The organism is Rhodococcus coprophilus NBRC 100603, assembly GCF_001895045.1.
Lineage (GTDB): Bacteria > Actinomycetota > Actinomycetes > Mycobacteriales > Mycobacteriaceae > Rhodococcus > Rhodococcus coprophilus.
This window is the reverse complement of sequence record NZ_BDAM01000006.1, coordinates 74,459-98,922: the sequence shown is the minus strand read 5'-3', so window position 1 is coordinate 98,922 and position 24,464 is coordinate 74,459. Positions and strand designations below refer to the sequence as shown.

Below are 24,464 nucleotides of genomic sequence, written 5' to 3'. Positions count from 1 at the left end.
GCCGCCCGAACATGGATCTGCTTGCCGGAGCGCAGTGGTTCTGCATCGCGGTGGACCCCGGTGCGGTGCGCCACCCCGACGAACTCGGTGCGATCGAGGGACGATGGCTGCCCGCGAACGTCCCGGGCACCGCTGCCGGGGCCGTCCGCGACGCCGACGGGACGAATGCAGCACGCAGGGCGCAGACCGACGCGAGCGACTGGTGGTTCGTCACGGATGTGGCGACGGCCGGCAACGGACCATGGCGCCTGACCTTCGATGGTCTGGCGACGTTGTCGGAGGTGTGGGTCGGGCCGGAGCGAGTCGCGTCGTCCGACTCGATGTTCCTGCCGATCGACGTGGTCCTGGGCGACCTCGCGCCCACCGTGCGGATCGCGCTGCGCTTTCCGTCTCTCGACGCGGCGCTGAGGACCCGGCGGCCACGGGGCCGGTGGCGGTCGTCGCTGGTCTCCGCGCAGGGTCTTCGCTGGTTCCGCACCACTGTGCTCGGACGGGCACCCGTATTCGCCGGGGTGCCGTCCCCGGTCGGACCCTGGCGGCCCGTCCGTCTTCTCGGCGGCGACGACCATGTGGTGCTGTCCCGCCGTATCCGCACCGCGGTCACCGGGCCGGACGGTTCGGCAGAGATAGAGGTTGCGGTCGCAGGCCCGGAGATTTCGTCCGCCGTCGTCCGGATGGGCCGGTACGAGGCTCGCGGAGAGATCGTTTCGATGCCGGACGGTTCCCGGTCGGTGCGCGCTCGAGTCACCGTGCCGGCGCCGCAGTTGTGGTGGCCGCACACACACGGGCACCCGGCCGGGTATCGCGTGGAACTGGACCTCGACGGCACATCACTCGATCTGGGAAATGTCGGCTTCCGCTCCGTCACAGGAGGTTACGAGGACAGTGGGTTCTCGCTGCGGATCAACGGAATCGACGTGTTCTGTCGCGGTATCGTCTGGACGCCGTCCGACCCGATCGGGCTGAACGACGCCGCGCAGACCAGGAAAGTGCTCGAACAGTGTGTGGACGCCGGTATCAACATGATCCGGATCCCCGGTACCACGCTGTACGAGCGTGACGACTTCTACTCCGATTGTGCGGAACTCGGCATCATGGTGTGGCAGGACGTCATGCTGGCGACGACCGATCCACCCGACGACGAGGAATTCCGCGCCTCGCTGGAACGAGAGTTGCGGACGCTCACGAGCAGGCTTGCGGGAAACCCCGCGCTGGTGGTGTTGAGCGGCGGGAGCGAAACCGAACAACAACCCGTCATGCTCGGGTTGCCGCGCCCGGTGATCCCCGCGATCGACGAACTCCTTCCTGCGGTTGCTGCTGCGGAGGCTCCCGACGTCGTCTGGGTGTCGTCCTCGCCGTCGGCGCCACCGGGCTCCGAGGCGCTGCCCATCGACGTGGGTTCCGGTGTGGCGCACTATTTCGGCGTCGGGGGTTATCGTCGGCCGATCTCCGATGTCCGCGCAGCAGGCGTGCGCTTCGCCGCGGAATGCCTCGCATTCTCCATCCCACCCGGGAACGACGCGATCGAAAAGGAATTCGGTAGCGTCGCCGCTGCGGGTCACCACCCGAAGTGGAAGGCCGCAGTTCCCCGCGACAACGGAGCGTCGTGGGACTTCGAAGATGTGCGGGATCACTACGTACGCACCGTGTTCGGAGTCGATCCGGCGACGGAGCGATGGTCCGACCCCGAACGTTACCTCGATCTCGGGCGCGCCGCCGTGTGCGAAGCCTTCACCGAGGTGCTCCAGCATTGGCGCCGGCCCGACTCGGGGTGCCGCGGTGCCCTGGTGCTGGCGGCGCGAGATCTGGTACCCGGAGCAGGGTGGGGCGTTCTGGACCATGCCGGTGTCCCGAAAGCCCCATGGTTCGTCCTCCGTCGTGTTTTCTCCCCTGTCGCAGTGCTTCTCGTCGACGACGGACTCGACGGGCTACAGATCGTTGCGTTCAACGACGACGCCGGACCGCTCGATGCCACGTTGCACCTCCGTTCCCACACCCCCGCGGGTGCCGTGCCGACCGATGTCGTCGTACCACTGCACCTCGGCGCCCACGACGCGAAAACCCTGTCGTGGAATGTAGCCACCGCAGGTTTCGCGGATGTGAACCATGCATATCGTTTCGGGACAAGGACATTCGACGCTGTCTCGGCTCAGTTGGTCGACGCGACCGGCGCGGTAGTCGCCGAGAGTGTTCATCTCGTCGGAGGTGCCGCGCGTCCGGTAGAGCGAAGCGTCGGCCTTCGTGCCACCGCACGCCGCTCCGCGGAAGGCTGGTCGGTCACGGTGGAAACCGAGTGGACAGCCCAGTATGTGCGCCTGGACGTGCGCGGCTTCGAAGCCGCCGATTCGTGGTTCCATCTGCCTCCCGGCGGTTCTCGCACCGTCGAACTGAGAGCGACGGCCGGCCACACCGCGCCGTCCGGTCGCGTCGCGGCCCTCAATTCGGCCGTCACCGCCCCGATCCGTGTCGTGGCAGAGGATTAGCGAAACTTCGACATCTCAACGGGTCGAGTCGACGACACGAATAAACATCGGTACCGACGCGTGCGTTGTGCCCCGCGAGGGGGTATATGTATTCGCAGGGGGTCGCACACCCGCCGCGTCGTACGTGGTGGCGTCAGGTAGCGCCTCTCTCCCAGGTTTCCGAGAGGAGTCGAAGTGTCTATTCGATCCACATCCAACATGTCCCCGGTGCGCAACGAGCAGCCGTCGCGGCAGGCTCGTCGCGTCGAACCGGACGGACCGTCCTTCACCGAGGTCGTCCATTCCCGATTGTTCTCGAGCTACGTGCCGCCCCGCGGGGAAGCCCACCGGATCGCCTGAAGCCGTCCGGCGGGGTGCGGCACACTGGGGTGATGAGTGCATCCACATCGACCCAGAGCACCCGCATCGTTCTCGCATCACGCCCGGACGGCACGCCCACTCCCGACAACTTCCGTACCGAGGTCGTGGACCTACCCGAGGTCGGCGACGGCCAACTGCTCGTGCGTGTCGTCTATCTGTCGCTCGACCCGTACATGCGTGGGCGGATGAGCACTGCCAAGTCCTACGCGGCGCACGTCGAACTCGGTGACGTCATGGTCGGAGGCACCGTCTGCCAGGTCGTGGAGTCGCGTGCCGCCGGTGTCGACGTCGGGGACTACGTGCTGGCGGGAGCGGGGTGGCAATCGCACGCGGTGGTCGACGCCGCGGCGGTGCGGAAACTCGATCCGCAGGCGGCCCCGATCTCCACCGCACTCGGGGTTCTCGGAATGCCCGGTTTCACAGCGTATTCCGGATTGCTGAAGATCGGACAGCCGAAGCCCGGTGAGACGGTGGCGGTCGCGGCTGCCACAGGTCCGGTGGGCTCCGCGGTGGGGCAGATCGCCAAGCGGAAGGGTGCCCGGACCGTCGGTATCGCGGGCGGGCCCGAAAAGTGCCGTGCACTGACCGAGGAATTCGGATTCGACGTGGCATTGGACCATCGCGATCCCGAGTTCGCGAAGAAGTTGAAGGACGCGGTTCCCGAAGGCATCGACGTGTACTTCGAGAACGTCGGTGGTGCCGTGCAGGATGCGGTGTGGCCGTTGCTCAACACCTACGCGCGCATCCCCGTGTGCGGCCTGGTGGCGCAGTACAACGGCGTGGTCGAGGAACGGGCGGACCGCCTGCCGGGATTCTTCTCGTCGGTGCTGACCAAGAGCTTGACCATCCGGGGCTTCATCCAGACCGAGTTCGTCAAGGAGATGTACGGCGACTTCCTGCGCGACGCCTCCGCGTGGGTCCGCGACGGATCACTGAAGTACCGGGAAGACATCGTCGACGGGTTGGAGAACGCACCGACCGCGTTCATCGGGATGCTGGCGGGCAAGAACTTCGGAAAGCTCCTGGTGCGCGTCTCGCCCGAGGAGTAACCGCGCGTCAGCGACGCGGCGTGCCGGTGCTCCACAGTGCCCACGCGATGAGCACCGGCTGGAAGAACAGCCTCACCAGGCGTTTCCGGTCGGTGTCGAGACCGAACGCGCTGCGTCGCCCGCGGTACTGCGCAACATTTCCGGGGAAGACCGCAGCGAAGAACAACGCGGCGATCCGGCCCACCCGCACGCGGTCGCGGGTGAGAACGGCGAGCCCTGCCCCGAGCATGATCTCCACACCGCCGGACGCCACCACGACGCCGTCCTTGTCCATGGGAACCCAGTCGGGTACCTGCGCCTGGAAGTCCCTGCGCGCCCAGAAGAGGTGACTCAGACCGGCGAACACCAGCGCGGACGCGAGCAGGAGCCGCGCGACGGTGCGGGGACGAGTGGTAGGCGGGGTGGCCGTACGAAGATCACTCATGGCCCGATGCTACTGGGCAGGGCTGCGGTCGTGGAGAGATCAGGCGATGCGCTCGAAGACCGCCGCGAGCCCCTGCCCGCCTCCGATACACATCGTCTCCAGCCCGTAACGGCCCTCCCGACGGTCGAGTTCGCGCAGGAGGGTCGCCAGAATGCGTGCACCCGTCGCACCCACGGGGTGGCCGAGCGAGATCCCGGAACCGTGCGGGTTCAGCCGTGCATCGTCGGGTTCGATTCCCCAGACACGCATCACCGCGAGCGCCTGCGCGGCGAATGCCTCGTTGAGTTCGATGACGTCCATGTCGGCGAGGGTCAGACCGAGCCGGCCGAGTGCCTTCTCGGCGGCAGGGACCGGACCGATCCCCATGGTCCGGGGTGGAACCCCGGCCACGGCCCAACTCGCGAGACGGGCGAGCGGGCGCAGCCCGAGTTGTGCGGCCTTCTGCGCGGTCGTGACCACCGCGAGTGCGGCACCGTCGTTCTGCCCGCTGGCGTTACCCGCGGTCACCGTGGCCTCCGGATCGATCCTGCCGCGAATCGGGCGCAGCTTCGCCAGTCCTTCGAGAGAGGTGTCCGACCGCGGGTGTTCGTCGGTGTCGACCGAAACCGGATCCCCCTTGCGCTGTGGAACATCGACGGGCACGATCTCCTCGGCGAAGACGCCCGATTTCTGCGCCGCCACCGCACGGTGGTGCGACTGCACCGCGAGCGCGTCCTGGTCCTCGCGACTGATGGAGTACTCCGCGCGGAGGTTCTCGGCGGTTTCGATCATGCCGCCAGGTACCGGAAAGTCCCGGCCACCCGCGGTGACCCGGGCGCGCGCGAGTCGGTCGTCGAGCGAAACGGCCTCGCCCCGGACGCCCCAGCGCATCCCGGTCGCATAGAATTCCGCTTGGCTCATCGACTCGGCTCCGCCGGCGAGGACGAGATCGCTGCCGCCGGACTGCACCTGCATGACGGCCTGGAGCACGGCCTGGAGTCCGGAGCCGCAACGACGGTCGACCTGAGCGCCCGGTACCTCCACTCCCAGTCCGGCATTGAGCGCGGCGATGCGGCCGATGGCGGGATTCTCCCCGCTCGGAGACGCCTGTCCGAGGATCACGTCGTCGACGTCCGATCCGCCGATTCCGGTCCGCGTCACCAGTTCCCGGATCACGGTGGCGGCCAGGTCCTCGGGGGCGATGTCCTTCAGGGCGCCGCCGAAGCGGCCGACCGGGGTGCGGAGGGGTTCACAGATCACTACGTCGTTCATGGTGTCCTCGTGGAGGTTCAGTGGGTGCGGGTGCTGACCAGGTCGCGCGAAATCGCGTCGGCGGTGGAGATCAAGGCGGGGACGAGCACGTCGTGGACGGTATCGTCCGGATACCGCCCGGCGTGGGTGGAGATGTTCATCGACGCCACGACCGCGCCGGATTCGTCGCGGATGGGTGCGGCGAGGGAACGCAGTCCCTCTTCCAGTTCCTGATCGACGATCGCATATCCGTCGGTGCGCACCTTCTCGATTTCGGTTCGCAAGTCGTCGATGGTGGTGAGCGTGCGGGATGTCATCCGTGTGAGTTCGGCTCGCGCCAGGTATTTTTCGAGTTCCTCCGGCTCCAAGCCCGCCAGCAGCACCCGCCCCATCGAGGTCGCGTGCGCGGGAAACCTGGTGCCGAGAGTGATGGACACCGTCATGATGCGACGAACGGGTACTCGGGCGATGTAGACGACGTCGTCACCGTCGAGTACCGAGACCGAGGTCGATTCCTCGACCTGTTCGGCCAGCGACTCGAGGTGTGGTCGTGCGACATCCGGCAGGGAGAGCGCGGAGAGGTAGGTGTAGCCGAGTTCGAGCACCCTCGGGGTGAGCCAGAACTGCGAGCCGTCGGTGCGGACGTAGCCGAGTTCGACCAGGGTCAGCAGGAAGCGGCGCGCGGTGGCGCGCGTGAGCCCTGTGGTGCGTGCGACGTCCGACAGGCTCTGTCTCGGGCGCTCGGCCCCGAATGCCTTGAGCACCGACAGGCCACGCGCAAGTGACTGTACGTAATCGGTCGGCGCGACAGGATTCGCGCGCGCGTCGTCGAGGTCCGAGGTGCTCATGAAACTGTGCCTTTCCGGGTGGCGCCGCGTGCCGGACTTTGCATGTGCGGTGTGTCCTGGGCTGCGGCACGGTCCTGAGCACGGGAGATGTGCTCGACGAGCAGGGTAGTCACGAGGTCGGGCTGTTCAACGTTCGCGAGGTGCGCACCGGGGTCGACGACGACGAATTCGGAGCCCGCGACGGTGTCCGCGAGTGCCTGCATGGTGGACGGGGGAGTCGCGGGGTCCTGTGCGCCGGCGATCACGAGTGTCGGGGCGACGATATGTGCGGCGTCGGCGCGACCGTCCCAGTTCGCCAGAGCTTCGCAGCATGCGGCATAGCCCTCGTCCGTCGTCGCTTCGACCATGCGGACATACCGGGCGAGAACTTCGGGATGGCGCTCGGCGAACTCGGGCGAGAACCAGCGGGAGACGACCGCCTCGGCGATGGAGTCGACGCCCTCGGTGCGTACTGCCGCGGCGCGGTCGAGCCACGGACCGGACGGCGGAAAGGCGGGAGCGGTGCACAAGAGAGCGAGGCTGCGTATCCGCTCGGGGTGGTGCGCGGCGATCCATTGGCCGATTGCGCCACCGAGCGACAGTCCGATGTAGTGCACCGCGTCGAGGCCCAGAGAGTCGAGCAGCGCGATCACGTCGCTCGCCAGGTCGGCCATCGCGTACGGGCCGTCGGGCGGGGGAGAACTGTGGCCGTGCCCGCGATGGTCGACGGCGAGGACGTGCCACTTCTCCACCAGCGCCGGGATCTGCGGCACCCACATCGTCGAATCCGAGCCGAGTGAACCGAGCAAGAGAACGGTCGGGGCGGCCGGATCCCCGTGCTGCGTGTAGTGGAGCGGGACGGTCATCGGCGGTCTCCTCTGCGGGTTGCTGCGGGGAAGTATGCCGGTGGCATGTTCGCCATGTGGACGGATGAACGCTATGCGAACACAGTAGGGCGGCCGTCGCGCCGCCCGCAAGCTCTCCCGGCAGAATTGTTCGCGATGCGTACGTGGGTTCACAATGCGTACGGAACGGGTTATCCTGAGACGCATGGACAAAGTTGTTGCCTCCGCGGCCGATGCCGTAGCCGACATTCAGGACGGCGTCACGATCGCTGTCGGAGGGTTCGGCCTGGTCGGCATTCCCGAGATCCTCATCCAGGCGCTCCTTGATCAGGGCGCCACCGATTTGGAGACCGTCAGCAACAACTGCGGTACCGACGGCTTCGGCCTCGGGTTGCTCCTCGAGAAGGGGCGGATCCGCCGCACGATCTCGTCATACGTGGGCTCCAACAAGGAGTTCGCCCGGCAGTACCTCTCCGGCGAACTCGAAGTGGAACTGACTCCGCAGGGCACACTCGCCGAACGCCTGCGCGCCGGAGGCGCGGGTATCCCCGCTTTCTTCACGCCCGCGGGTGTCGGTACTGCTGTGGAAGAGGGCGGTCTTCCGCTGCGCTACGACGGGCACGGTCACATCGCCGCCGCGTCGGAGCCGAAGGAGACGCGCGAATTCGACGGTCAGACCTACGTTCTCGAACGCGGAATCGTCGCCGACTACGCCCTCGTCCACGCGTGGAAGGGCGACCGCCACGGCAACCTCGTCTACCGCGCCAGCGCCCGCAACTTCAATCCGCCGGCTGCGGCCTCCGGCCGGATCACCATCGCGCAGGTCGAGCACCTCGTGGAACCCGGCGAACTCGATCCCAACCAGATCCACACACCCGGCATCCACGTTCAGCGCGTGGTGCACGTCGGCCCGGTCGAGGTCGGCATCGAGAATCGGACGGTACGAGCATGACCAAGGCAGATATCCGCAGGCTCACCCGCCAGGAGATGGCGGCTCGCGTCGCCCGGGAACTGGCGGACGGTCAGTACGTCAACCTCGGTATCGGCATGCCCACCCTGGTGCCGAACTACCTGGACCCCGGCATCGAGGTCATCCTCCACTCGGAGAACGGTGTCCTCGGCGTCGGACCGTACCCGACCGAGGACGAACTCGATCCCGAACTCATCAACGCCGGCAAGGAAACAGTCACGGCGATCCCGGGGGCGTCGTATTTCGATTCGGCCGCGTCGTTCGGGATGATTCGCGGCGGCCAGATCGACGTCGCGGTCCTCGGGGCCATGCAGGTATCGGCGACCGGCGACATCGCGAACTGGATGGTCCCCGGCGCCATGGTCAAGGGGATGGGCGGCGCGATGGACCTGGTCCACGGTGCCGAGCGCGTGATCGTGATGATGGAACACGTGACCAAGAAGGGTGATCCGAAGATCGTCGAGGAGTGCACGCTGCCCCTCACCGGACGACGCTGCGTTCAGCGCATCATCACCGACATGGCGGTCATCGACGTCACCGACGCAGGTCTGGTTCTGCGCGAAACCGCACCCGGAGTGACCGTCGACGACGTGCTCGCAGCCACCGCCGCTCCGCTCACGGTCTGACACCTCCCGTCCGGTGGGACGCTGATCACCCGTCCGTCGGCACCGTGCGGTCAGCATCCTGCCGACGCCTGACCGACGGAGGAACACAGTGGTGGACTGGGCCCAGGAATGCGACGTACTCGTGGTCGGCTCGGGGGCGGGTGGGTGCTGCGGAGCGTACACCGCTGCCAGGGAAGGCCTTTCGGTGATTCTTGTCGAAGCATCGAAGCATCGAAGCATCGAAGCATCGAAGCATCGAAGCATCGAAGCATCGAAGCCGACGACAACTTCGAGTTCCAGGTGCTGCCTTGGCCCGACTACTTCGGCAAGGCGCCCAAGGCGAGTGCGACCGGCCGACACATCTGCGCGGCCCCGCTCCGAGTCCGTGACGACCTCGAACTCAACGAGTCCATCCGCGGACCTCTGGGCCGCGAACGTGCCGGAGAACGACTGCGCAGCACCCTCATCGGTGGAAGGGCACTCGTCGGCCGCTTTCTCGTCGCATTGCGCGGGTACCCGAGCATGCTGTTCGCCCACCTCGCCGCACGCGACCTGGCTTCACGGTCCTGATCCTTCGTCGGGTCGACGGGTGTCGCCGGGATCGCCGTCGGCTTCAGGCGGTTCGGTCTCGGGCGGACCGGCAATCTCCGGAACGAGTTCGTAGCGACGTCCGAACGTCTCGGTCAGCGATTGGATCACCGCGATCACCGGAACCGACACGAGCGCGCCGACCGGGCCGAACAGGGATGCACCGACGATCACCGATCCGAACGCCATCGCCGGATGGATCGAGACCGTGCGCGCGGTGATGCGGGGATGCAGCAGGTAGTTCTCGATCTGCTGGTACACCGTGCCGAACACGACGACCCACAATCCGTTGATCGGGTGGGCAGTGGCCGCGATGATCGCGGGAAGCCCGATCGCGAGATAGGTGCCGAGTGTCGGCACGAACTGCGAGACGATGCCTGTCCACAACGCCAGTGGGAGCCAGTAGGGCACGTCGAAGATGACCAGGAACACCCCTGTCGCCACTGTGCTGAACGCCGCGAGGATCAGGCGGGAGACGACGTATCCACCGGCCTTGTCGACCGAGATCTCCCAGACCGTCGAGATGACGCGCTGCTGCCGGGCCGGGAACCAGCTGGCGACGGTGCGGCGCAGCGCCGGCCCTTCGGCCGACATGTAGAACGCGAACAGCAGCATCGTCAGCAGTTGGAACAGCACCTCGAAGAGGGAGGTCACCACTCCGAGCACGCCGGGAGTGAAGCGCGCGGCAAGCTCGCGCAGTGTATCGGGCGTCACCTTCAGATCGTCGGAGTTGACGGAGAAGTCGGTGTCGAAAGTACGGTTCGCCCACTGCGTCACCGACGCCAGCGACTCCGGCAACGCCGTGACGAGCTGGGCGAGCTGTTCGGCGAGCAAGGCGCCGAACAGGGACAGGAACCCGATCACCAGGAGGATCAGCCCGAACAGAACGATCCCCGCCGCCAGCCCACGACGCATCCCGAAACGGTCCAGGCGGTCGACCACGGGCTCGACGGTGACGCTGAAGAGCCAAGCCAGGAAAAGCAGTCCGAGGAAGCCCTTGAGGTTGTGGAACAGCCAGCCGGACATCTGGTACGCGGCGATCGCGAACAGCACGTAGAGGATCACCGGGCGGAACCAGCGTGGAAGTCCGGAGCGCTGGACGCGCCGGGCACCGCCCCGCTGCGTGCGCTCCGGTTCCGGGTCGTCCACGTCGTTCATGTTGCTCCCGCGGCCGGTACAGATACAGGCACAGCGAATCTACCGTGGGCAAAGCAAAACCGGCCCGGACTCGTGAGAGTCCGGGCCGGTGGTGGTAGCGGGGACAGGATTTGAACCTGCGACCTCTGGGTTATGAGCCCAGCGAGCTACCGAGCTGCTCCACCCCGCGTTGCCTGACCAACGATACACGACTTTCGGAGACGATTTCACCAGGGTGTCGGTCGGCGGCGATAGTGTGAGGCGGACCACAGACGATGCGGAGGAGCCCCATGCGGATCGCACTGTTCGGCACCTGTCTCGGAGACACGCTCTTCCCGAGCGCACTCCAGGCAACCGCGGTCCTGCTCACGAGGCTCGGCCACGAGGTGGTGTTCCCGCCGGGGCAGACCTGCTGCGGCCAGATGCACATCAACACCGGTTACCAGCCCGACGCGCTGCCGCTCGTGGAGAACTTCGCCGACGAATTCGGCGACCCGGCGATCGACGCGGTGGTGGTGCCGTCCGGGTCGTGTGCCGGGTCGATCCGTCACCAGCACCACATCGTCGCGGACCGCTACGGTTCTGCATCCCTCCGCGAGCGTGTGGAGGTGGTGAAGGCCAAGACGTACGAACTGTCCGAACTGCTCGTCGACGTCCTGGGCGTCACCGATGTCGGGGCGTCGTTTCCGCACCGCGTCACCTACCACCCGACCTGTCACTCGTTGCGGATGATCAGGGTGGGCAACAAACCCCTCAGGCTACTGCGGGAGGTGCGCGACATCGATCTCGTCGAACTCCCCGAAGCCGATGTGTGCTGCGGGTTCGGCGGCACATTCGCGCTCAAGAACGCCGAGACGTCCACGGCGATGCTCGCGGACAAGATCAGGAACGTGGCCGTCACCGATGCCGAGATCTGTACCGCCGGCGATTCGTCGTGCCTCATGCACATCGGCGGTGGCATGTCGCGCCTGCGGATGGGAACACGCACAATGCATCTCGCGGAGATTCTCGCGTCCGTTCGCGAACCGGCCCCGGCGGTGCGCTCATGACCACCGCTTCGCTGGGGATGCCGCCGGTCCCCCCGCGCGGCACCGGAAACATACGCGGAACCGAAACATTCCCCGCCGCAGCACATCACGAACTTGCCGACGCGCAACTGCGGCGCAACATCGGTAAGGCGACGCACACGATCCGTGGCAAAAGGCTCGCGGTCACCGAAGAACTACCCGATTGGGAAGACCTCCGCGTTGCCGGCGAGGGCATCAAGAACGACGTGCTTGCGCGACTGCCCGACCTGCTCGAGCAGTTCGAGGCGGCCGTGATCGCACGTGGTGGCGTCGTGCATTGGGCCGCCGATGCGGACGAGGCCAATGCGCTCGTGGCTGGTCTGGTGCGCGAAGCCGGCTCGAACGAGGTCATCAAGGTGAAATCCATGGCCACCCAGGAGATCGGCCTCAACGAGTATCTCGAGTCCGAGGGCATCACCGCGCACGAGACCGACCTGGCCGAACTCATCGTGCAACTCGGGCACGACACCCCGTCGCACATTCTCGTGCCCGCCATCCACCGCAATCGGGCCGAGATCCGCAGTATCTTCCTCAGCGAGATGGACGGTGTAGATCCGGACCTCGATGCGAACCCGGCGCACCTCGCCGAAGCATCTCGAAAATACCTGCGCCACAAGTTCATGACCGTTCCGGTAGCGGTATCGGGAGCGAACTTCGGTATCGCCGAGACGGGAACCCTCGTGGTGGTCGAATCCGAAGGTAACGGACGAATGTGCCTGACGTTGCCCCAGACTCTCATCACCGTCATGGGAATCGAGAAGCTGCTGCCCACCTACCGTGATCTGGAGGTGTTTCTGCAACTGCTGCCACGTTCGTCGACGGGCGAGCGGATGAACCCGTATACCTCGATGTGGACAGGGGTCACCCCCGGCGACGGGCCACAGAATTTTCACGTGATCCTGCTGGACAACGGACGCACCGCAACCCTCGCGGACGCCGTGGGCCGAGCGGCGCTCCGCTGCATCCGTTGTTCTGCCTGCCTCAACGTGTGCCCGGTATACGAACGCACCGGCGGTCACGCCTACGGCTCGACCTACCCTGGGCCGATCGGCGCTGTCCTCACGCCGCAACTGGCCGGCATGGACGAACCCCACGATCCGAACGCCACCCTGCCGTTCGCGTCGAGCCTGTGCGGTGCGTGTTTCGACGCGTGTCCCGTGCGCATCGACATTCCTTCCCTGCTCGTCGAATTGCGGCACCAGAAGGCAGAGCACGCACGACCGGGAGCGGAGGCCGCAGCGATGAAAGCAGCGTCGCTGGCGATGTCGTCGGCTCCGCGCTGGACCAAAGCGCAGAAGGCAGCGGGGATCGCCCGGCTGCTCGCGGGCAGGAAGGGAAGGATCACGGCGCTCCCGTGGCCGCTCAGCGGGTGGACCGCCGCCCGCGATATCGCCGCACCTCCGAAACAGACGTTCCGGCAATGGTGGGACACCGACGAACGGCGGGAGACCCTCGAACGTGCGAGGCGGTCGGGGGGCACCTCGTGAATTCGAGAGACGTTGTACTGGGCCGTATCCGGGATGCATTGACGCTCTCGGAGTCTGCTCCGGTGGAGGTCGTCCGCCGCTATCGCACCGGGCGTACCCTCCCCGACGACCATCGCTACGAGTTGTTCGCCGACCGGGTGCGTGACTACAAGGCAGAGGTGCACTGCTACTCCGCCGCTGATCTGCCCGGTGCGCTCTCCGAACTTCTCACCGGACTCGGCGTGCAGAGTCTGGGGGTGCCCGCCGGACTGGACCGCTCGTGGCTCGCAGAATTCGGCGGACGGATCGTCGTCGATTCGCCCGAGGTGCCCGCACCCGACCTCGGGCAACTCGACGGTGTACTCACCGGATCGGCTGTGTCGTGCGCGGCGACCGGCACGATCTTTCTCGACGGAAGCGCAGACCAGGGCCGACGTGCCCTCACCCTGGTGCCCGACCTTCACATCTGCGTCGTGGGCCTCGACACCATCGAAGTCGGTGTGCCCGAAGCTCTCGCGAGGCTCGTGCCCGACCGGCCGACCACACTGATCAGTGGGCCGTCCGCGACCAGCGACATCGAACTCGAGCGTGTCGAGGGAGTGCACGGACCGCGGACTCTCGTGGTGGTCGTCGTCGACTGACAAGGCCGGAACTCACAGGCCCGCGACGAATCCGTGAGTCTCGCGGGCGGCCCGGCGGTGTCCGTCGTCGATCGCGGGGAGTGTCAGTTCTGAAGCTTCCACGACGCCAGATCGATCGCGGTGGCCACCGATTCGGTCAGCACCTCCAAGCGCTCGGCCGGACCGGGCGTCGAAAGCACCGCATATCGATCGGCTTCGCCCATGGGAACATGACGCGCGATCGCGAACAAGCGTTCGCCGGGATCGTCCGGGAGTTCCGAGGGTGACGGCGGCGGTGGCGCATTCCCCTCGGTCAATCGGTCGAGGAGGTCGTACAGGCGTTCCAGTGACCCGAGCAGCGGAGACAGGTCGACGGGCCCGGACCCCGTATCCGGCCACGCCTCCACCTCGGCGCGCGGGTACGGATCGTCGGGAAGCCACGAGACAACGCGAATGCGTTCCTCTGCAACACATTCCAGAACGTGGCGTCCGTTCCCGATCTCGGTGTCGAGAAGAATCCGCGCGACGGTACCCACATCGTTACGCTGCTCGCCGCCGCCGACCTCGCGTCCCCGTGCGATGAGCACGACCCCGAAACGCGGGCCGTCGGGTGCAGCCATGCAGTCGTGCACGAGCTGCTGGTAGCGCGGCTCGAAGACGTGGAGCGGCAGGCCTGCTCCCGGCAGCAGAGCGGTACCCAGCGGGAACATGGGAAGAATCGGCATCAAGGCATCCTCAGTATGGGGATCGGGGGCGCATCCGTGGGGTCGCCTCGGTCGATCTGGGTCAGGAGATGGTCGGCCCACGCGGACAACCCGTCGATGTCGAGCCGGTACGGCGGCACATCCTCGTAGTGACGGATCCGCGCCTTGCCCTGCCGCAACAGCGAGGCCGCACCCTTGGGGTTTCCGCGCAGCAGGTGGGTCATGCCCACTGCGAGCTGCGCGAGGCCCTGCCACAGCGGGCGCTCTTCCGGCGGAGCCTTCCTCCACATCGCCTCGAACACTTCGTGGGCGTGGAACGGGTACCCGTGATCGAGCAGTCGCTGACCCTCCGAAACAGTCTCCTCGATATCGAGATCGAGGTCTTCGGGAACGCGTTCGACGCCGTCTTCACCGGGTGGCAACGGACGGCCGAGCGCATCCCGCGGACGCGCGTTCCGGGGTCGGCCGTCGGGTGTCCGGTCCCGCTCCGTCATGGGCTTCAGGGTAGACGACGGTCAGCGTTCGTGGATCGCCGCGGACAGTCCGTCGATGCGGCGTCGCGGTTGCCCGGTGCTCGCCCGGCGTGCGGAACGCGCCGCGTTCAACTGTGACGACACCTCCTCGCGCAGCACATCGGTCGTACCGGGGGTTACGCGAGTGTCGGTTCCCTCGGCGAACAGATACCGGCCGTCGTCGACGACGTCGAACCAGCCGACACCCGACACCGCCCGGGAGGCGGTCCCGGGGGCGCCGAGAAAGAACCGGACGCTGCCGGTCGCAGTTCTCTCGCGGAGCAGGAGACCGCGGATCGCGTGTGCGGCGCTGCCTCCTTGCGGCAGGCGCACGGCGTCGCGATCGACGGGATCGAGGATGTCCCGCGCCGGAGCCGTCTGTCGGCTCATCCGGCCGGGCCGGACGACAGGGAGGAATCCGGCGACGGCGGCGGCCAGCAGATCCGCGGGCATCCAGGCGACTTCGATGTCGCCCGCGTTCTCGTACTGCCGTGCCAGGACTGCGGATTCACCGAGGATGGCGCCCGAAGCGAAGACGGATTCACCGGGATGGCAGGAACTTCCGTAGACCTCGATCGAAATTTCACCCATGTGCAAGGTGCGGACCGCGTGTTCCAGGGCGGGATCGTCGAGACGCCGCCGCCATTCCCCGGCGGCGCGCAGGTCTGCGACGTACTCGTTCTCCCAGGCGGCTGTCGAGCGGTACCGGAGCGGGAACGGCACCTCGTCGCCTCCCGCAGCAGTCCACAGCGACAGGAACCGGTCGGGCGTCAGGCGCCGGCTCATGCGGGGTCGGCTCCCAGAACGGGCGGTGCGGTGTCCGGCATCGAGCCGATGAGTTCGTTGCCGTGGTCGTTGGTGACGAGGTAGCTGGGCACCCGCCGCTGCTCGTCGCTGCTCTGCGTCGCACCGGGTGGCACCATGCCGGGATACATCCCCATCGGCCGGGCAACACCGTTGCGTGATCCGGCCGCCGCGGTTTGACCCGGGCGGTCGGTACCGGTGGATACCGGTGCGCCGCCGGCGAGTCCGCCGAGGCTCGAACCCCAGGGCGACGAGACGCCTCCGCCTCCACTTCCGGTGCTGCCGATACCTGCATTGCCGGAGGTTCCGAGGCCGGCGGGAAGACCGGACTGCGGGGAAGCCGACGTCTGACCGGGCAGTGGCGTGGGCCCCGCTGCTCCGGCCGGGGTGGTCGTCGCCGGGCCGGAATCCTCGAATGCGCCGGGCGGTGCGCCGCCTTTGCTCGTCCGGGGAGAGGTGTTCGCCGCATTCTCGCCGGGGCTGTCACCCGTATTCGACGGCCCGGTGCCGGGATCTGCTCGCTCATCCGCGTCGAGCCGACTTGCCACGGGAGTGCCCGTTTCCGAGGCGCGCGCACCGGTCGTGTCGTCGAGCCGTCGTGCGCCGTGGGCGTTCTCTCCACCGGCACCCGTGGCCGCCACGTAGGGGGGAGGGAGTACCGGTACCGCAGCACCCGAATCCCGGTAGTACGGCTTGTACAGCGACTCCATCACGCGAACCGACTGCACGCGAATCGCTTCCGCCTGCCGCACGGCCTCCGCTTCCGTCACCGGATTCAGCGCGGCGACCGCCGACGGAATCCGTTCCGCAGGCGGCGGAATCGACGACTTCACTCGTTCCCCGACGTCTGCCGCGATGTGCAATTTCTGGGACACCGCCTGCGCTGCGTCACAGAGTTGCTGTGCGGAGTCGCCGAAACGCGCGGTGGCGGTGAGCGCGGCCGTTGCTGCGTCACCTTCCCAGTGTCGTGCGATCCGGTCGCGGATCATGACTGTGCCGAGAGCGATCGCGAGACTGAAACCCTTGCCCAGTTTGGCCCACTCGCCGGCAAGGGTGGTCATGGCGACAGGGCTGATGGTCTGGGCGATCCGGTAGATCTCGGCGTGCTCCATGCTGTGGAAATTCTCGAAGTCCCGGATGTATTCGGGGTCGACGCCCGCGTCGAGTCGCGCGGCCAGTTCGTCGTGCCGGGCCTGTCGCCGCGTCACCGAACCCGGCGCACCCGAACCCAGAAGTGGCTGCAGGAGTTCTTCGACCGGGTTCTCGTCGTTCGACATCCGGCTACCGCCCGCGTCCGACGCGAGGACAGCGCGACGAACACGTCAGCGCCTGAGCGCCCCTCGACACGACATGACGTTCCCCCACCACAAGACCCCCCGATCTGTCGGTGGCGCGATGCTAGCGCACAGCACCCACCAGGCGCAGCGCGAGATCGGCGTAGAGCGTGCTGATCGCTTGGGGTTCGTTGTAGCGGCCGGACGGGTACCAGCGGCAGATGTCCACACACAGAGACATGAGTGCGAGGGTGACGCCCTCCGCGTCGGGCACCGTGAACTCACCCGACTCGAGCCCGGCGTCCACCACATCCCTGACGACCTGCGTGGTCTGCCGTCGAAGCCCGGTGATGGTGCGGTAGTGGTCGCGTGCCAGGGCGTTCAGTTCGTACTGGATGACCCGGGCGCGCCGGTGGTGCTCGGCTTGCCATTCGGCGAATCGGCCGATGACGGACTCGAGCCGGGTGGTGGCGTCGGCGCCGGGGATGTCGGCGTTCCGCGCGACCTGCAACGCGAGGTCGTGCCCCTCGTAGGAGATGGCGTAGAGAAGTTCTTCCTTCGACTTGTAGTGCGGATACATCGCGGCGGGGCTCATATCCAGCCGGGTCGCGATCTGCCGGGTGGTCGTACCGCCGTAGCCGTTCTCTGCGAACGCTTCGATGGCGGCTTCGCGTAGACGCGCGGCTGCCTTCGAGGTGCTGATGACGCCGGGGTTCGGTGTGGTCACGGTTTCTCCAGTTCCTGCCCTGCTCGTGTGGTTGACAGGCTCACCACAACGCCTCATCATAAGCGAGTGCTTAGAAAATAAGCACTCGCTTATTTGTTTGAGGAGCAGTTGATGCGACGCACCCTGTACGGTCCCGATCACGAGGCCTTCCGCGAGTCCGCCCGGGAGTTCGTGAATCGGTTCGTACTGCCCCGCGCAGAGGAACTCATCGATCGTCACGAGATCCCCCGTGACATCTGGCTCGAAGCCGGCAAGGCAGGCTTCCTGGGCCTCGAGATCCCGGAGCGATTCGGTGGCATGGAGGCCGGCGACTACCGCTTCAACGCGATCGTTGCCGAGGAATTCGCGCGCGCCAACATGGCGTTGTCGTCCTCGATGGGTATCCATTCGGACATCACCGTTCCCTACATCGTCCACCTCGGCAACGAGGAGCAGCGCGAGCGCTGGCTGCCCCGCTGCGCGACAGGTGAACTCATCTGCGCCATCGGCATGACCGAGCCGTCCGGAGGGTCCGATCTCGCGAACCTCAAGACCACCGCGGTTCGTGACGGCGACGACTGGATCCTCAACGGCGCCAAGACGTTCATCACCAACGGATACAACTGCGATCTGGTGGTCGTGGCGGCCCGTACCGACCCGTCGAAGGGCGCGAAAGGTATCTCGCTGCTCGTCGTCGAGCGCGGCATGGAGGGCTTCGAGAACGGTCGCAAGCTCGACAAGGTCGGGCAGCCCGAAGCCGACACCGCCGAGTTGTTCTTCAAGGACGTCCGCGTACCGGGCAAGAACCTGCTCGGCGAAGAAGGTATGGGCTTCATCTCGATGATGAAGTTGCTGCCCCAGGAACGCCTCGGCTCGGCCGTCAACAATGTCCACCACGCCAAGCACATCCTGTTCGAGACTCTCGAGTACTCGAAGGAACGCAAGGCATTCGGACAGGCCATCGGCACCATGCAGTACAACAAGTTCCTGCTCGCCGAACTGGTCACCAAGATCGAGGTCGCCGAAGCGTACGTCGACCAGGCCGTCGAAGCCCACGCCGACGGCAAGCTCACCGCGGTCGATGCCGCCAAGGCCAAGTGGTGGAGCGCGCAGACCCAGTCCGAGGTCCTCGACGCGTGTGTTCAGATCCACGGTGGGTACGGCTACATGAACGAATACCGTGTCGCGCGGGCATGGAAGGACGCCCGGGTGACGAAGATCTGGGCCGGAACCAACGAAATCATGAAGGAACTCATCGGCCGCGATCTCGGCCTGTAGTTCCGACAGCGAATCCGAACCCACTTTCTCGAAGGAGCTTCCGATGCCCGAAGCAGTGATCGTCTCAGCAGTACGCTCGCCCATCGGGCGTGCGATGAAGGGGTCGCTCAAGACCCTCCGGCCCGACGACATGACCACGCAGATGGTCGCGGCGGCGCTGGCGAAGATTCCCGAACTCGATCCCACCGAGATCGACGACCTGATGGTCGGCTGCGGCCAGCCCGCGGGCCAGTCCGGCTTCAACATCGCGCGCGTCGTCGCGGTGCAGCTGGGCTACGACTTCCTGCCCGGCGTGACCGTCAACCGCTACTGCTCGTCGTCGTTGCAGACCACGCGCATGGCGCTGCACGCGATCAAGGCCGGCGAGGGTGACGTGTTCATCTCCGCAGGTGTGGAGTCGGTGTCGAGCTTCGTGACCGGCAACGCAGACGGCCTGCCGAACACCAAGAACCCCTTGTTCGCGGACGCAGAGGCGCGGACCGAAACTCTTGCCCAGGGCGGTACGGCCTGGACGGATCCGCGGTCCGAAGGAACCTTGCCCGACGTCTACATCGCGATGGGCCAGACTGCCGAGAACGTCGCCTCCTTCACCGGGATCTCCCGCGAAGACCAGGACCGGTGGGGCGTGCGGTCGCACAACCGGGCCGAGGAAGCGATCAAGTCGGGGTTCTTCGAGAAGGAGATCACCCCGGTCACGCTCGCCGACGGCACTGTCGTCTCCACCGATGACGGCCCGCGTCCCGGCACCACCTACGAGGCGGTCAGCCAGCTCAAGCCGGTGTTCCGTCCCGACGGTACGGTGACCGCGGGTAACGCGTGCCCGCTCAACGACGGTGCGGCGGCGCTGGTGATCATGTCCGACACCAAGGCGAAGGCTCTCGGGTTGACGCCGTTGGCGCGGATCGTCTCGACCGGGGTGTCGGGGCTGTCGCCGGAGATCATGGGTCTCGGTCCGATCGATGCCACTCGTAAGGCGCTGGCCAATGCCGGCATGGGGATTTCGGATATCGATCTGTTCGAGATCAACGAGGCGTTCGCGGTGCAGGTGCTCGGTTCGGCGCGTGAGCTGGGGATCGACGAGGACAAGCTCAATGTCTCCGGTGGTGCGATCGCGCTGGGTCATCCGTTCGGTATGACGGGTGCGCGGATCACGAACACGCTGCTGAACAATCTGCGTGAGCAGGACAAGCAGTTCGGTGTGGAGACGATGTGTGTCGGTGGTGGTCAGGGTATGGCGATGGTGCTCGAGCGCCTCAGCTGATCTCCCCATAGGTTCGAGCTATCCCACCGTTAGGCCGCATGTCTGAAAAGACATGCGGCCTAACGTTTTTCAAACATGCATTGTTTGTGCAACCGCCTGAACTCGGCTATACATCTTGTGTAGGCCCCGTCACACCGAGGAGATCATCGCATGTCCGTGCTCGACACATTCCGTCTCGACGACCGAGTTGCCGTCGTTACCGGCGCATCCTCGGGTCTCGGTGTTGCCTTCGCTCGGGCGCTGGCCGAAGCCGGAGCGGACGTCGTCCTCGCGGCGCGACGCGTCGACAGGCTCGAGCAGACTGCCGAACTCGTCCGCGCCACAGGGCGCCGGGCAGTGACCGTCGAAACCGACATCGCCGAGCCCGAGCAGGCGCAACACATGGTCGACGCGGCCGTCGAACAACTCGGCAAGGTCGACATCCTCATCAACAACGCCGGCATCGGTACCGCCGTACCGGCGACGAAGGAAACCCCGGATCAGTTCCGGCGCGTCATCGACATCAACCTCAACGGGTCGTACTGGGCGGCGCAGGCCGCCGCGCGCGTGATGCAACCGGGAAGCTCGATCCTGAACATCTCGTCGGTTCTGGGGTTGACCACTGCGGGTCTTCCGCAGGCCGCCTACGCGGCGAGCAAAGCCGGCATCATCGGCCTGACCCGCGACCTCGCACAGCAGTGGGGAGCTCGGAAAGGCATCCGCGTCAACGCTCTTGCGCCCGGGTTCTTCCGGACCGAGATGACCGACGAATACCAGCCCGGTTACCTCGACGCCATGAAATCCCGAATCGTTTTGGGCCGCACCGGAGACCCCGCCGAAATCGCCGCCACCGCGGTGTGGCTGGTCTCGGGAGCCGCTGCCTACGTGACCGGCCAGACCATCGCAGTCGACGGCGGCCTGACCATCAACTGATCGCTTTGCTCGTCCCCGACAATCCATCCCACCACGGAGGTTTGCAGTGAGTTCACCAGTCCGCACCGCCATCGTCACCGGAGCCGCACGCGGTATCGGTGCTGCCGTCGCCAAGCGACTCGCCCAGGACGGCCTTCAGGTTGCTGTTCTCGACCTCGACGCCGACGCCTGCGCCGACACGGTCTCTGCCATCGAGGCTGCCGGTGGCAAGGCGCTCGCAGTGGGTGCGAACGTCGCCGACGAAGAATCGGTTGCTGCGGCAGTGGAGAAGATCGCCACCGAACTCGGCGAACCCACCGTGTTGATCAACAACGCTGGGATCACCCGCGACAACCTCCTGTTCAAGATGACGGTCGAGGATTGGGACGCCGTCATGGCCGTCCACCTGCGGGGCGCGTTCCTCATGGCGCGCGCAACGCAGAAGTACATGGTCGACAACAAGTTCGGGCGGATCGTCAACCTGTCGAGCACGTCGGCGCAGGGCAACCGCGGTCAGGTCAACTACTCGGCGGCCAAGGCGGGCATGCAGGGCTTCACCAAGACACTGTCCATCGAACTGGGCAAGTTCGGCGTCACCGCCAACGCGATCGCGCCGGGCTTCATCGAAACCGAGATGACCGCTGCCACCGCCGAGCGCGTCGGCGTGCCGTTCGAGGACTACAAGAAGGCCGCTGCGACCCAGATCCCGGTCGCGCGCGTCGGCAAGCCCGAAGACATCGCGCACACCGCGTCGTTCCTCGCGTCCGAGGGCGCCGGGTTCGTCTCCGGCCAGGTCATTTACGTGGCCGGAGGGCCGAAGGACTGATCCCCTGATCGCCGACCGGCGCCGCGACACCCGAAGCCTCGGGGTCGCGGCGTCGTCGTTGGGTCGGGTCCCCGTGGATGACCTTTCGTTCTGGTGAAACAGCGGTCGAATCAGGGGCCGCTTCCGTACAGTCGTAACGACAATCCCGGCCGGTCCGATTTCAGACGGTGAGGGTATGCGCGGCGCCTACTGCGGAAACATCCGTGGTACGCGTCAACGCCTGCCGCAACTGTCGCGTTCCATCGGAGGAAGCATGAATGTCGTTGTCCCGCAGTGCAGGGTCCGATGAGAATGCGTTCGGGCGTGCGAGCGGCCATAGTCGCAGCTGTCGCGGCAGTGAGCATGGTGTGGCCCGGATCGGCAATGAGCGACACGGTAGTGGATCCCGGTGTCCGATACGTCGCGCTCGGTGACTCACGTGCTGCGGGACCCTATCTCGACGCCGCTGCCATGATCGGGGGATGCGCCCGATCCGATGCCGGATACCCATCGGTGGTGGCACACGCGCTTCGTGCGGCGTCGTTCACCAACGTGTCGTGCGCGGGGGCCCGCACGGACAATGTCACGAGAATTCCGCAGGATACGAAGACCGGGCAGGTACCTCGGCAGATCGATCTGCTCGCACCGGACACGACCCTGGTCACCCTCAGCATCGGCGGCAACGACGTCGGATGGCGTGACCTGGTTTCCGCCTGCTTCACCGACTTTCCCGGGGGAGACGCGCAGTGCCGCAACAACCCGGAAACGGGTGCTCGAGCGACCGCGGCACTCGACAGTCTCGCCCCGAAGGTCAGGGCGACCCTGACGAAGATCAAGCAGAAGGCGCCCGGCGCACGGGTCCTGCTCGTCGGGCACGGAGGTGTCGTCGGCGACCGTGGGTGCTGGCCGAACATCCCCACCAGCGACGCCGATGCTTCCTGGATCAAGGGATTCTTCACCCGGATGAACGGTGTGCTCGCCGGTGCAGCGGCGAGCACCGGAGCCGAATTCGTGGACGTCGCGAGCGGCGCGGTCGGGCACGACGCATGTGCGTTCCCCGACCAACGCTGGTTCGAGGGACAGCAGTCGTTGTCGCTGGCTGCCCCGATGCATCCCACGGCGGCTGGGATGCGGCATATGGCGAGTCGTGTGGTGGCGGCGTGGTAGCCGGGCAGGCGGCAGCACCGCATCGAGAAGTGCCCGTGATCGCCCGGAACGACTGATCCTCCTCGCATGTTGGCCGACCGGTGGGGAGTGACCGACGACGAGGTTGCCCTCCGCTACCCGTGCGACGACTTCGTTCCCGCTCCGAGTCTCGAGGCGTGGAGAGGCGTCACCGTGCATGCGCCTGCTGCTGTCGTCTGGGGCTGGGTCGCCCAGATCCAGGTGGCGCCCTACTCCTACGACTGGATCGACAACGGTGGGCGCCGTTCCCCGCGACGGCTACTCGACCTCCCTCCACCGGAGCCGGGCCGACATTTCACGAGAACGGCGGGCATCCCCCAAGGGCGTTTGCTTGCTGTCGAACCGCAGGTGCATTACACCGGTCGCATCATGGGTGCCGTCGTGTCGTACATGCTCGTCCCGTCGGCGACCCATACGAAGTTGTTGATGAAGGTGATCATGGGCGGGCCGGGTTGGCTGGCACTCGCGGTGTCCGTCGGCGACCTCGTCATGGCGAGAAGGCAACTGCTCAACCTGAAACGGCTGGCCGAAAACACTCCGTCTCGATGATCTTTGGTGCGATAGCGCCCGCTATCCGGAAACTATCCCACCAACCTTCATTGTCGACGACATCTCGAAGATCAGTGACGCCGAACTGTACCGGCGGTTGCTCAGCGAATTCCCCGACTGGCCGACCACCGCGAAAGGTGCGGGAATCGTCGGCTGAAGCCGTACTGCTACGGGGACGGTACGGCGACTCCGAGGGACAACGCGCCCAAGGGTCTCGGGACGTGGTCCTCGTAATAGGTGTCGAGTTCCCGGATATCGAACCCCGCGCCGAGGACGAGACTCGGTATATCGCGGGTGAGGTGACACCCTCCCGCGACCCTTTTCTGGATCGGTTCGAGCCGATGCTGCCACCGCCGGACGTTTTCGTCGGGAGCGAGGCCGTGTTCGACGAAGTGCAACGTGCCGCCCGGTGCGAGGACGCGGCGGACTTCGCGGAGTGCGGCACCCGCGTCGGGGATCGTGCAGAGCGTCCAGGTGGTCAGCGCGCTGTCGAAAGTGTCGTCGTCGAAGGGCAGCGATTGTCCGTCCAGGCCCGACCTTTCCACGGGAATCTGCGTCTGCGCGAGCCGCGACCGGGCGAGTTTCCATCCGAGGTCGGCGGGTTCGATGGCACTGACAGATCGGATCGTGTTCGGGTAGTGCGGGATGTTGAGGCCCGACCCGAATCCGATTTCCAGGACCCGTCCGTTCAGCCCGGTACATACGCGGCTACGTGACGCTGTCGTCAGGGACGAACCGCACGAAGCGTTCACCAAGTGCGGAAGGATGCGCTCTCTGTAGAAACCCATGACAGCCCTTCGTCGGGTCGGCGCCGGGTACGCCGC

At 66.4% G+C, this 24,464-nt stretch carries 26 protein-coding genes, 1 tRNA gene and 2 pseudogenes; 17 read left to right on the top strand and 12 right to left on the bottom strand.

Features of this window, described 5'->3' with window-relative positions:
• Positions 1 to 11 precede the first annotated feature (11 nt).
• The 3 genes from RDCOP1_RS11645 (at position 12) to curA (ending at position 3,892) form a co-directional block, all read left to right on the top strand.
• The gene (locus tag RDCOP1_RS11645) at positions 12 to 2,483 is read left to right on the top strand and encodes a glycosyl hydrolase 2 galactose-binding domain-containing protein (protein ID WP_072700636.1); all 2,472 of its coding nucleotides are present in this window, start codon (positions 12 to 14) and stop codon (positions 2,481 to 2,483) included.
• Positions 2,484 to 2,657: 174 nt separating this feature from the next.
• Positions 2,658 to 2,822, top strand: a complete 165-nt coding sequence (locus tag RDCOP1_RS21495) for a hypothetical protein (protein WP_169848882.1) — start codon at positions 2,658 to 2,660, stop codon at positions 2,820 to 2,822.
• A 32-nt stretch (positions 2,823 to 2,854) separates the two neighbouring features.
• The gene (curA, locus tag RDCOP1_RS11640) at positions 2,855 to 3,892 is read left to right on the top strand and encodes an NADPH-dependent curcumin/dihydrocurcumin reductase (RefSeq protein WP_072700634.1); all 1,038 of its coding nucleotides are present in this window, start codon (positions 2,855 to 2,857) and stop codon (positions 3,890 to 3,892) included.
• Between the two features lie 7 nt (positions 3,893 to 3,899).
• On the opposite strand, the gene RDCOP1_RS11635 is transcribed toward curA, so the two are convergent.
• The 4 genes and pseudogenes from RDCOP1_RS11635 to pcaD all read right to left on the bottom strand — a co-directional run.
• Positions 3,900 to 4,316 carry a DoxX family protein gene (locus tag RDCOP1_RS11635; protein ID WP_072700632.1) on the bottom strand — a complete coding sequence of 139 codons (417 nt, stop codon included), beginning with the start codon at positions 4,314 to 4,316 and terminating at the stop codon, positions 3,900 to 3,902.
• 39 nt (positions 4,317 to 4,355) lie between these two features.
• Positions 4,356 to 5,567 carry an acetyl-CoA C-acetyltransferase gene (locus RDCOP1_RS11630; RefSeq protein WP_072700630.1) on the bottom strand — a complete coding sequence of 404 codons (1,212 nt, stop codon included), beginning with the start codon at positions 5,565 to 5,567 and terminating at the stop codon, positions 4,356 to 4,358.
• A 17-nt stretch (positions 5,568 to 5,584) separates the two neighbouring features.
• Positions 5,585 to 6,394, bottom strand: a complete 810-nt coding sequence (locus RDCOP1_RS11625) for an IclR family transcriptional regulator domain-containing protein (protein WP_072700628.1) — start codon at positions 6,392 to 6,394, stop codon at positions 5,585 to 5,587.
• A 50-nt stretch (positions 6,395 to 6,444) separates the two neighbouring features.
• Positions 6,445 to 7,239, bottom strand: a pseudogene (pcaD, locus tag RDCOP1_RS11620) (3-oxoadipate enol-lactonase); the annotation flags it as partial.
• 184 nt (positions 7,240 to 7,423) lie between these two features.
• Here pcaD and RDCOP1_RS11615 point away from each other — a divergent pair.
• The 4 genes and pseudogenes from RDCOP1_RS11615 (at position 7,424) to RDCOP1_RS21790 (ending at position 9,363) form a co-directional block, all read left to right on the top strand.
• Positions 7,424 to 8,170 carry a CoA transferase subunit A gene (locus tag RDCOP1_RS11615; RefSeq protein WP_072700625.1) on the top strand — a complete coding sequence of 249 codons (747 nt, stop codon included), beginning with the start codon at positions 7,424 to 7,426 and terminating at the stop codon, positions 8,168 to 8,170.
• Complete coding sequence (locus tag RDCOP1_RS11610; RefSeq protein ID WP_072700623.1) at positions 8,167 to 8,814, top strand: CoA transferase subunit B; 648 nt, start codon at positions 8,167 to 8,169, stop codon at positions 8,812 to 8,814. Before RDCOP1_RS11615 ends, RDCOP1_RS11610 begins: the two co-directional genes overlap by 4 nt.
• A gap of 88 nt (positions 8,815 to 8,902) precedes the next feature.
• Positions 8,903 to 8,989 (top strand): annotated as a pseudogene (locus tag RDCOP1_RS21945) (FAD-binding protein); the annotation flags it as partial.
• A 104-nt stretch (positions 8,990 to 9,093) separates the two neighbouring features.
• Positions 9,094 to 9,363: a hypothetical protein gene (locus tag RDCOP1_RS21790; RefSeq protein WP_231923101.1), complete on the top strand. Its 270-nt coding sequence runs from the start codon at positions 9,094 to 9,096 to the stop codon at positions 9,361 to 9,363.
• On the opposite strand, the gene RDCOP1_RS11600 is transcribed toward RDCOP1_RS21790, so the two are convergent.
• Together RDCOP1_RS11600 and RDCOP1_RS11595 are read right to left on the bottom strand one after the other, a co-directional pair.
• Entirely contained in the window at positions 9,352 to 10,539 is a 1,188-nt protein-coding gene (locus RDCOP1_RS11600) for an AI-2E family transporter (protein WP_084722580.1), read from the bottom strand. The two genes, RDCOP1_RS21790 and RDCOP1_RS11600, sit on opposite strands and share 12 nt — an antisense overlap.
• 92 nt (positions 10,540 to 10,631) lie before the next feature.
• A tRNA-Met gene (locus RDCOP1_RS11595) sits at positions 10,632 to 10,708 on the bottom strand.
• 100 nt (positions 10,709 to 10,808) lie between these two features.
• Here RDCOP1_RS11595 and RDCOP1_RS11590 point away from each other — a divergent pair.
• The 3 genes from RDCOP1_RS11590 to RDCOP1_RS11580 are packed head-to-tail and all read left to right on the top strand — an operon-like array spanning position 10,809 to position 13,692.
• The gene (locus tag RDCOP1_RS11590) at positions 10,809 to 11,567 is read left to right on the top strand and encodes a (Fe-S)-binding protein (RefSeq protein ID WP_072700620.1); all 759 of its coding nucleotides are present in this window, start codon (positions 10,809 to 10,811) and stop codon (positions 11,565 to 11,567) included.
• Positions 11,564 to 13,072, top strand: a complete 1,509-nt coding sequence (locus RDCOP1_RS11585; RefSeq protein ID WP_072700618.1) for a lactate utilization protein B — start codon at positions 11,564 to 11,566, stop codon at positions 13,070 to 13,072. The genes RDCOP1_RS11590 and RDCOP1_RS11585 overlap by 4 nt, the downstream gene beginning before the upstream one ends.
• A complete protein-coding gene (locus RDCOP1_RS11580; RefSeq protein WP_072700617.1) occupies positions 13,069 to 13,692 on the top strand; it encodes a LutC/YkgG family protein in 624 nt (207 codons plus the stop codon). Before RDCOP1_RS11585 ends, RDCOP1_RS11580 begins: the two co-directional genes overlap by 4 nt.
• Before the next feature lie 83 nt (positions 13,693 to 13,775).
• Here the strand turns inward: RDCOP1_RS11580 and RDCOP1_RS11575 are convergent, their stop codons facing one another.
• From RDCOP1_RS11575 to RDCOP1_RS11555, 5 genes are all read right to left on the bottom strand, one after another.
• A complete protein-coding gene (locus RDCOP1_RS11575; RefSeq protein ID WP_072700615.1) occupies positions 13,776 to 14,396 on the bottom strand; it encodes an LON peptidase substrate-binding domain-containing protein in 621 nt (206 codons plus the stop codon).
• Positions 14,396 to 14,869 (bottom strand): DUF309 domain-containing protein, encoded by a 474-nt coding sequence (locus RDCOP1_RS11570; protein ID WP_072700613.1) that lies wholly within the window; start codon positions 14,867 to 14,869, stop codon positions 14,396 to 14,398. Before RDCOP1_RS11570 ends, RDCOP1_RS11575 begins: the two co-directional genes overlap by 1 nt.
• Positions 14,870 to 14,890: 21 nt before the next feature.
• Positions 14,891 to 15,673 carry an ESX secretion-associated protein EspG gene (locus RDCOP1_RS11565; protein ID WP_072700612.1) on the bottom strand — a complete coding sequence of 261 codons (783 nt, stop codon included), beginning with the start codon at positions 15,671 to 15,673 and terminating at the stop codon, positions 14,891 to 14,893.
• A complete protein-coding gene (locus RDCOP1_RS11560) occupies positions 15,670 to 16,968 on the bottom strand; it encodes a hypothetical protein (protein WP_072700610.1) in 1,299 nt (432 codons plus the stop codon). The genes RDCOP1_RS11565 and RDCOP1_RS11560 overlap by 4 nt, the downstream gene beginning before the upstream one ends.
• Positions 16,969 to 17,089: 121 nt before the next feature.
• Positions 17,090 to 17,692, bottom strand: a complete 603-nt coding sequence (locus RDCOP1_RS11555; RefSeq protein ID WP_072700608.1) for a TetR/AcrR family transcriptional regulator — start codon at positions 17,690 to 17,692, stop codon at positions 17,090 to 17,092.
• 111 nt (positions 17,693 to 17,803) lie between these two features.
• Between RDCOP1_RS11555 and RDCOP1_RS11550 the strand changes: the two genes are divergently transcribed.
• The 7 genes from RDCOP1_RS11550 (at position 17,804) to RDCOP1_RS11520 (ending at position 23,797) form a co-directional block, all read left to right on the top strand.
• Positions 17,804 to 18,949, top strand: a complete 1,146-nt coding sequence (locus RDCOP1_RS11550; protein WP_072700606.1) for an acyl-CoA dehydrogenase family protein — start codon at positions 17,804 to 17,806, stop codon at positions 18,947 to 18,949.
• Between the two features lie 43 nt (positions 18,950 to 18,992).
• Positions 18,993 to 20,210 (top strand): acetyl-CoA C-acetyltransferase, encoded by a 1,218-nt coding sequence (locus tag RDCOP1_RS11545; RefSeq protein WP_072700604.1) that lies wholly within the window; start codon positions 18,993 to 18,995, stop codon positions 20,208 to 20,210.
• A 150-nt stretch (positions 20,211 to 20,360) separates the two neighbouring features.
• Positions 20,361 to 21,122: an SDR family NAD(P)-dependent oxidoreductase gene (locus RDCOP1_RS11540; protein WP_072700602.1), complete on the top strand. Its 762-nt coding sequence runs from the start codon at positions 20,361 to 20,363 to the stop codon at positions 21,120 to 21,122.
• A 46-nt stretch (positions 21,123 to 21,168) separates the two neighbouring features.
• A complete protein-coding gene (fabG, locus tag RDCOP1_RS11535) occupies positions 21,169 to 21,927 on the top strand; it encodes a 3-oxoacyl-ACP reductase FabG (RefSeq protein ID WP_072700600.1) in 759 nt (252 codons plus the stop codon).
• Positions 21,928 to 22,218: 291 nt separating this feature from the next.
• A complete protein-coding gene (locus RDCOP1_RS11530) occupies positions 22,219 to 23,073 on the top strand; it encodes an SGNH/GDSL hydrolase family protein (RefSeq protein ID WP_072700599.1) in 855 nt (284 codons plus the stop codon).
• Between the two features lie 66 nt (positions 23,074 to 23,139).
• Positions 23,140 to 23,640: a polyketide cyclase gene (locus tag RDCOP1_RS11525; RefSeq protein WP_072700597.1), complete on the top strand. Its 501-nt coding sequence runs from the start codon at positions 23,140 to 23,142 to the stop codon at positions 23,638 to 23,640.
• Positions 23,641 to 23,674: 34 nt separating this feature from the next.
• The gene (locus RDCOP1_RS11520) at positions 23,675 to 23,797 is read left to right on the top strand and encodes a VWA domain-containing protein (protein WP_084722584.1); all 123 of its coding nucleotides are present in this window, start codon (positions 23,675 to 23,677) and stop codon (positions 23,795 to 23,797) included.
• A gap of 10 nt (positions 23,798 to 23,807) precedes the next feature.
• Here RDCOP1_RS11520 and RDCOP1_RS11515 read toward each other — a convergent pair whose 3' ends face one another.
• Positions 23,808 to 24,428, bottom strand: coding sequence for a class I SAM-dependent methyltransferase (locus tag RDCOP1_RS11515; RefSeq protein WP_072700596.1), 621 nt, complete (start codon positions 24,426 to 24,428; stop codon positions 23,808 to 23,810).
• Between the last annotated feature and the right edge of the window lie 36 nt (positions 24,429 to 24,464).

Coding starts and splice junctions, on each gene's coding strand:
- RDCOP1_RS11645 (WP_072700636.1), top strand. CDS start 12: ATGGATCTGCTTGCCGGAGCGCAGTGGTTCTGCATCGCGGTGGACCCC.
- curA (WP_072700634.1), top strand. CDS start 2,855: ATGAGTGCATCCACATCGACCCAGAGCACCCGCATCGTTCTCGCATCA.
- RDCOP1_RS11635 (WP_072700632.1), bottom strand. CDS start 4,316: ATGAGTGATCTTCGTACGGCCACCCCGCCTACCACTCGTCCCCGCACC.
- RDCOP1_RS11630 (WP_072700630.1), bottom strand. CDS start 5,567: ATGAACGACGTAGTGATCTGTGAACCCCTCCGCACCCCGGTCGGCCGC.
- RDCOP1_RS11625 (WP_072700628.1), bottom strand. CDS start 6,394: ATGAGCACCTCGGACCTCGACGACGCGCGCGCGAATCCTGTCGCGCCG.
- RDCOP1_RS11615 (WP_072700625.1), top strand. CDS start 7,424: ATGGACAAAGTTGTTGCCTCCGCGGCCGATGCCGTAGCCGACATTCAG.
- RDCOP1_RS11610 (WP_072700623.1), top strand. CDS start 8,167: ATGACCAAGGCAGATATCCGCAGGCTCACCCGCCAGGAGATGGCGGCT.
- RDCOP1_RS11600 (WP_084722580.1), bottom strand. CDS start 10,539: ATGAACGACGTGGACGACCCGGAACCGGAGCGCACGCAGCGGGGCGGT.
- RDCOP1_RS11590 (WP_072700620.1), top strand. CDS start 10,809: ATGCGGATCGCACTGTTCGGCACCTGTCTCGGAGACACGCTCTTCCCG.
- RDCOP1_RS11585 (WP_072700618.1), top strand. CDS start 11,564: ATGACCACCGCTTCGCTGGGGATGCCGCCGGTCCCCCCGCGCGGCACC.
- RDCOP1_RS11575 (WP_072700615.1), bottom strand. CDS start 14,396: ATGCCGATTCTTCCCATGTTCCCGCTGGGTACCGCTCTGCTGCCGGGA.
- RDCOP1_RS11570 (WP_072700613.1), bottom strand. CDS start 14,869: ATGACGGAGCGGGACCGGACACCCGACGGCCGACCCCGGAACGCGCGT.
- RDCOP1_RS11565 (WP_072700612.1), bottom strand. CDS start 15,673: ATGAGCCGGCGCCTGACGCCCGACCGGTTCCTGTCGCTGTGGACTGCT.
- RDCOP1_RS11560 (WP_072700610.1), bottom strand. CDS start 16,968: ATGTCGAACGACGAGAACCCGGTCGAAGAACTCCTGCAGCCACTTCTG.
- RDCOP1_RS11550 (WP_072700606.1), top strand. CDS start 17,804: ATGCGACGCACCCTGTACGGTCCCGATCACGAGGCCTTCCGCGAGTCC.
- RDCOP1_RS11545 (WP_072700604.1), top strand. CDS start 18,993: ATGCCCGAAGCAGTGATCGTCTCAGCAGTACGCTCGCCCATCGGGCGT.
- RDCOP1_RS11540 (WP_072700602.1), top strand. CDS start 20,361: ATGTCCGTGCTCGACACATTCCGTCTCGACGACCGAGTTGCCGTCGTT.
- RDCOP1_RS11530 (WP_072700599.1), top strand. CDS start 22,219: ATGCGTTCGGGCGTGCGAGCGGCCATAGTCGCAGCTGTCGCGGCAGTG.
- RDCOP1_RS11525 (WP_072700597.1), top strand. CDS start 23,140: ATGTTGGCCGACCGGTGGGGAGTGACCGACGACGAGGTTGCCCTCCGC.
- RDCOP1_RS11515 (WP_072700596.1), bottom strand. CDS start 24,428: ATGGGTTTCTACAGAGAGCGCATCCTTCCGCACTTGGTGAACGCTTCG.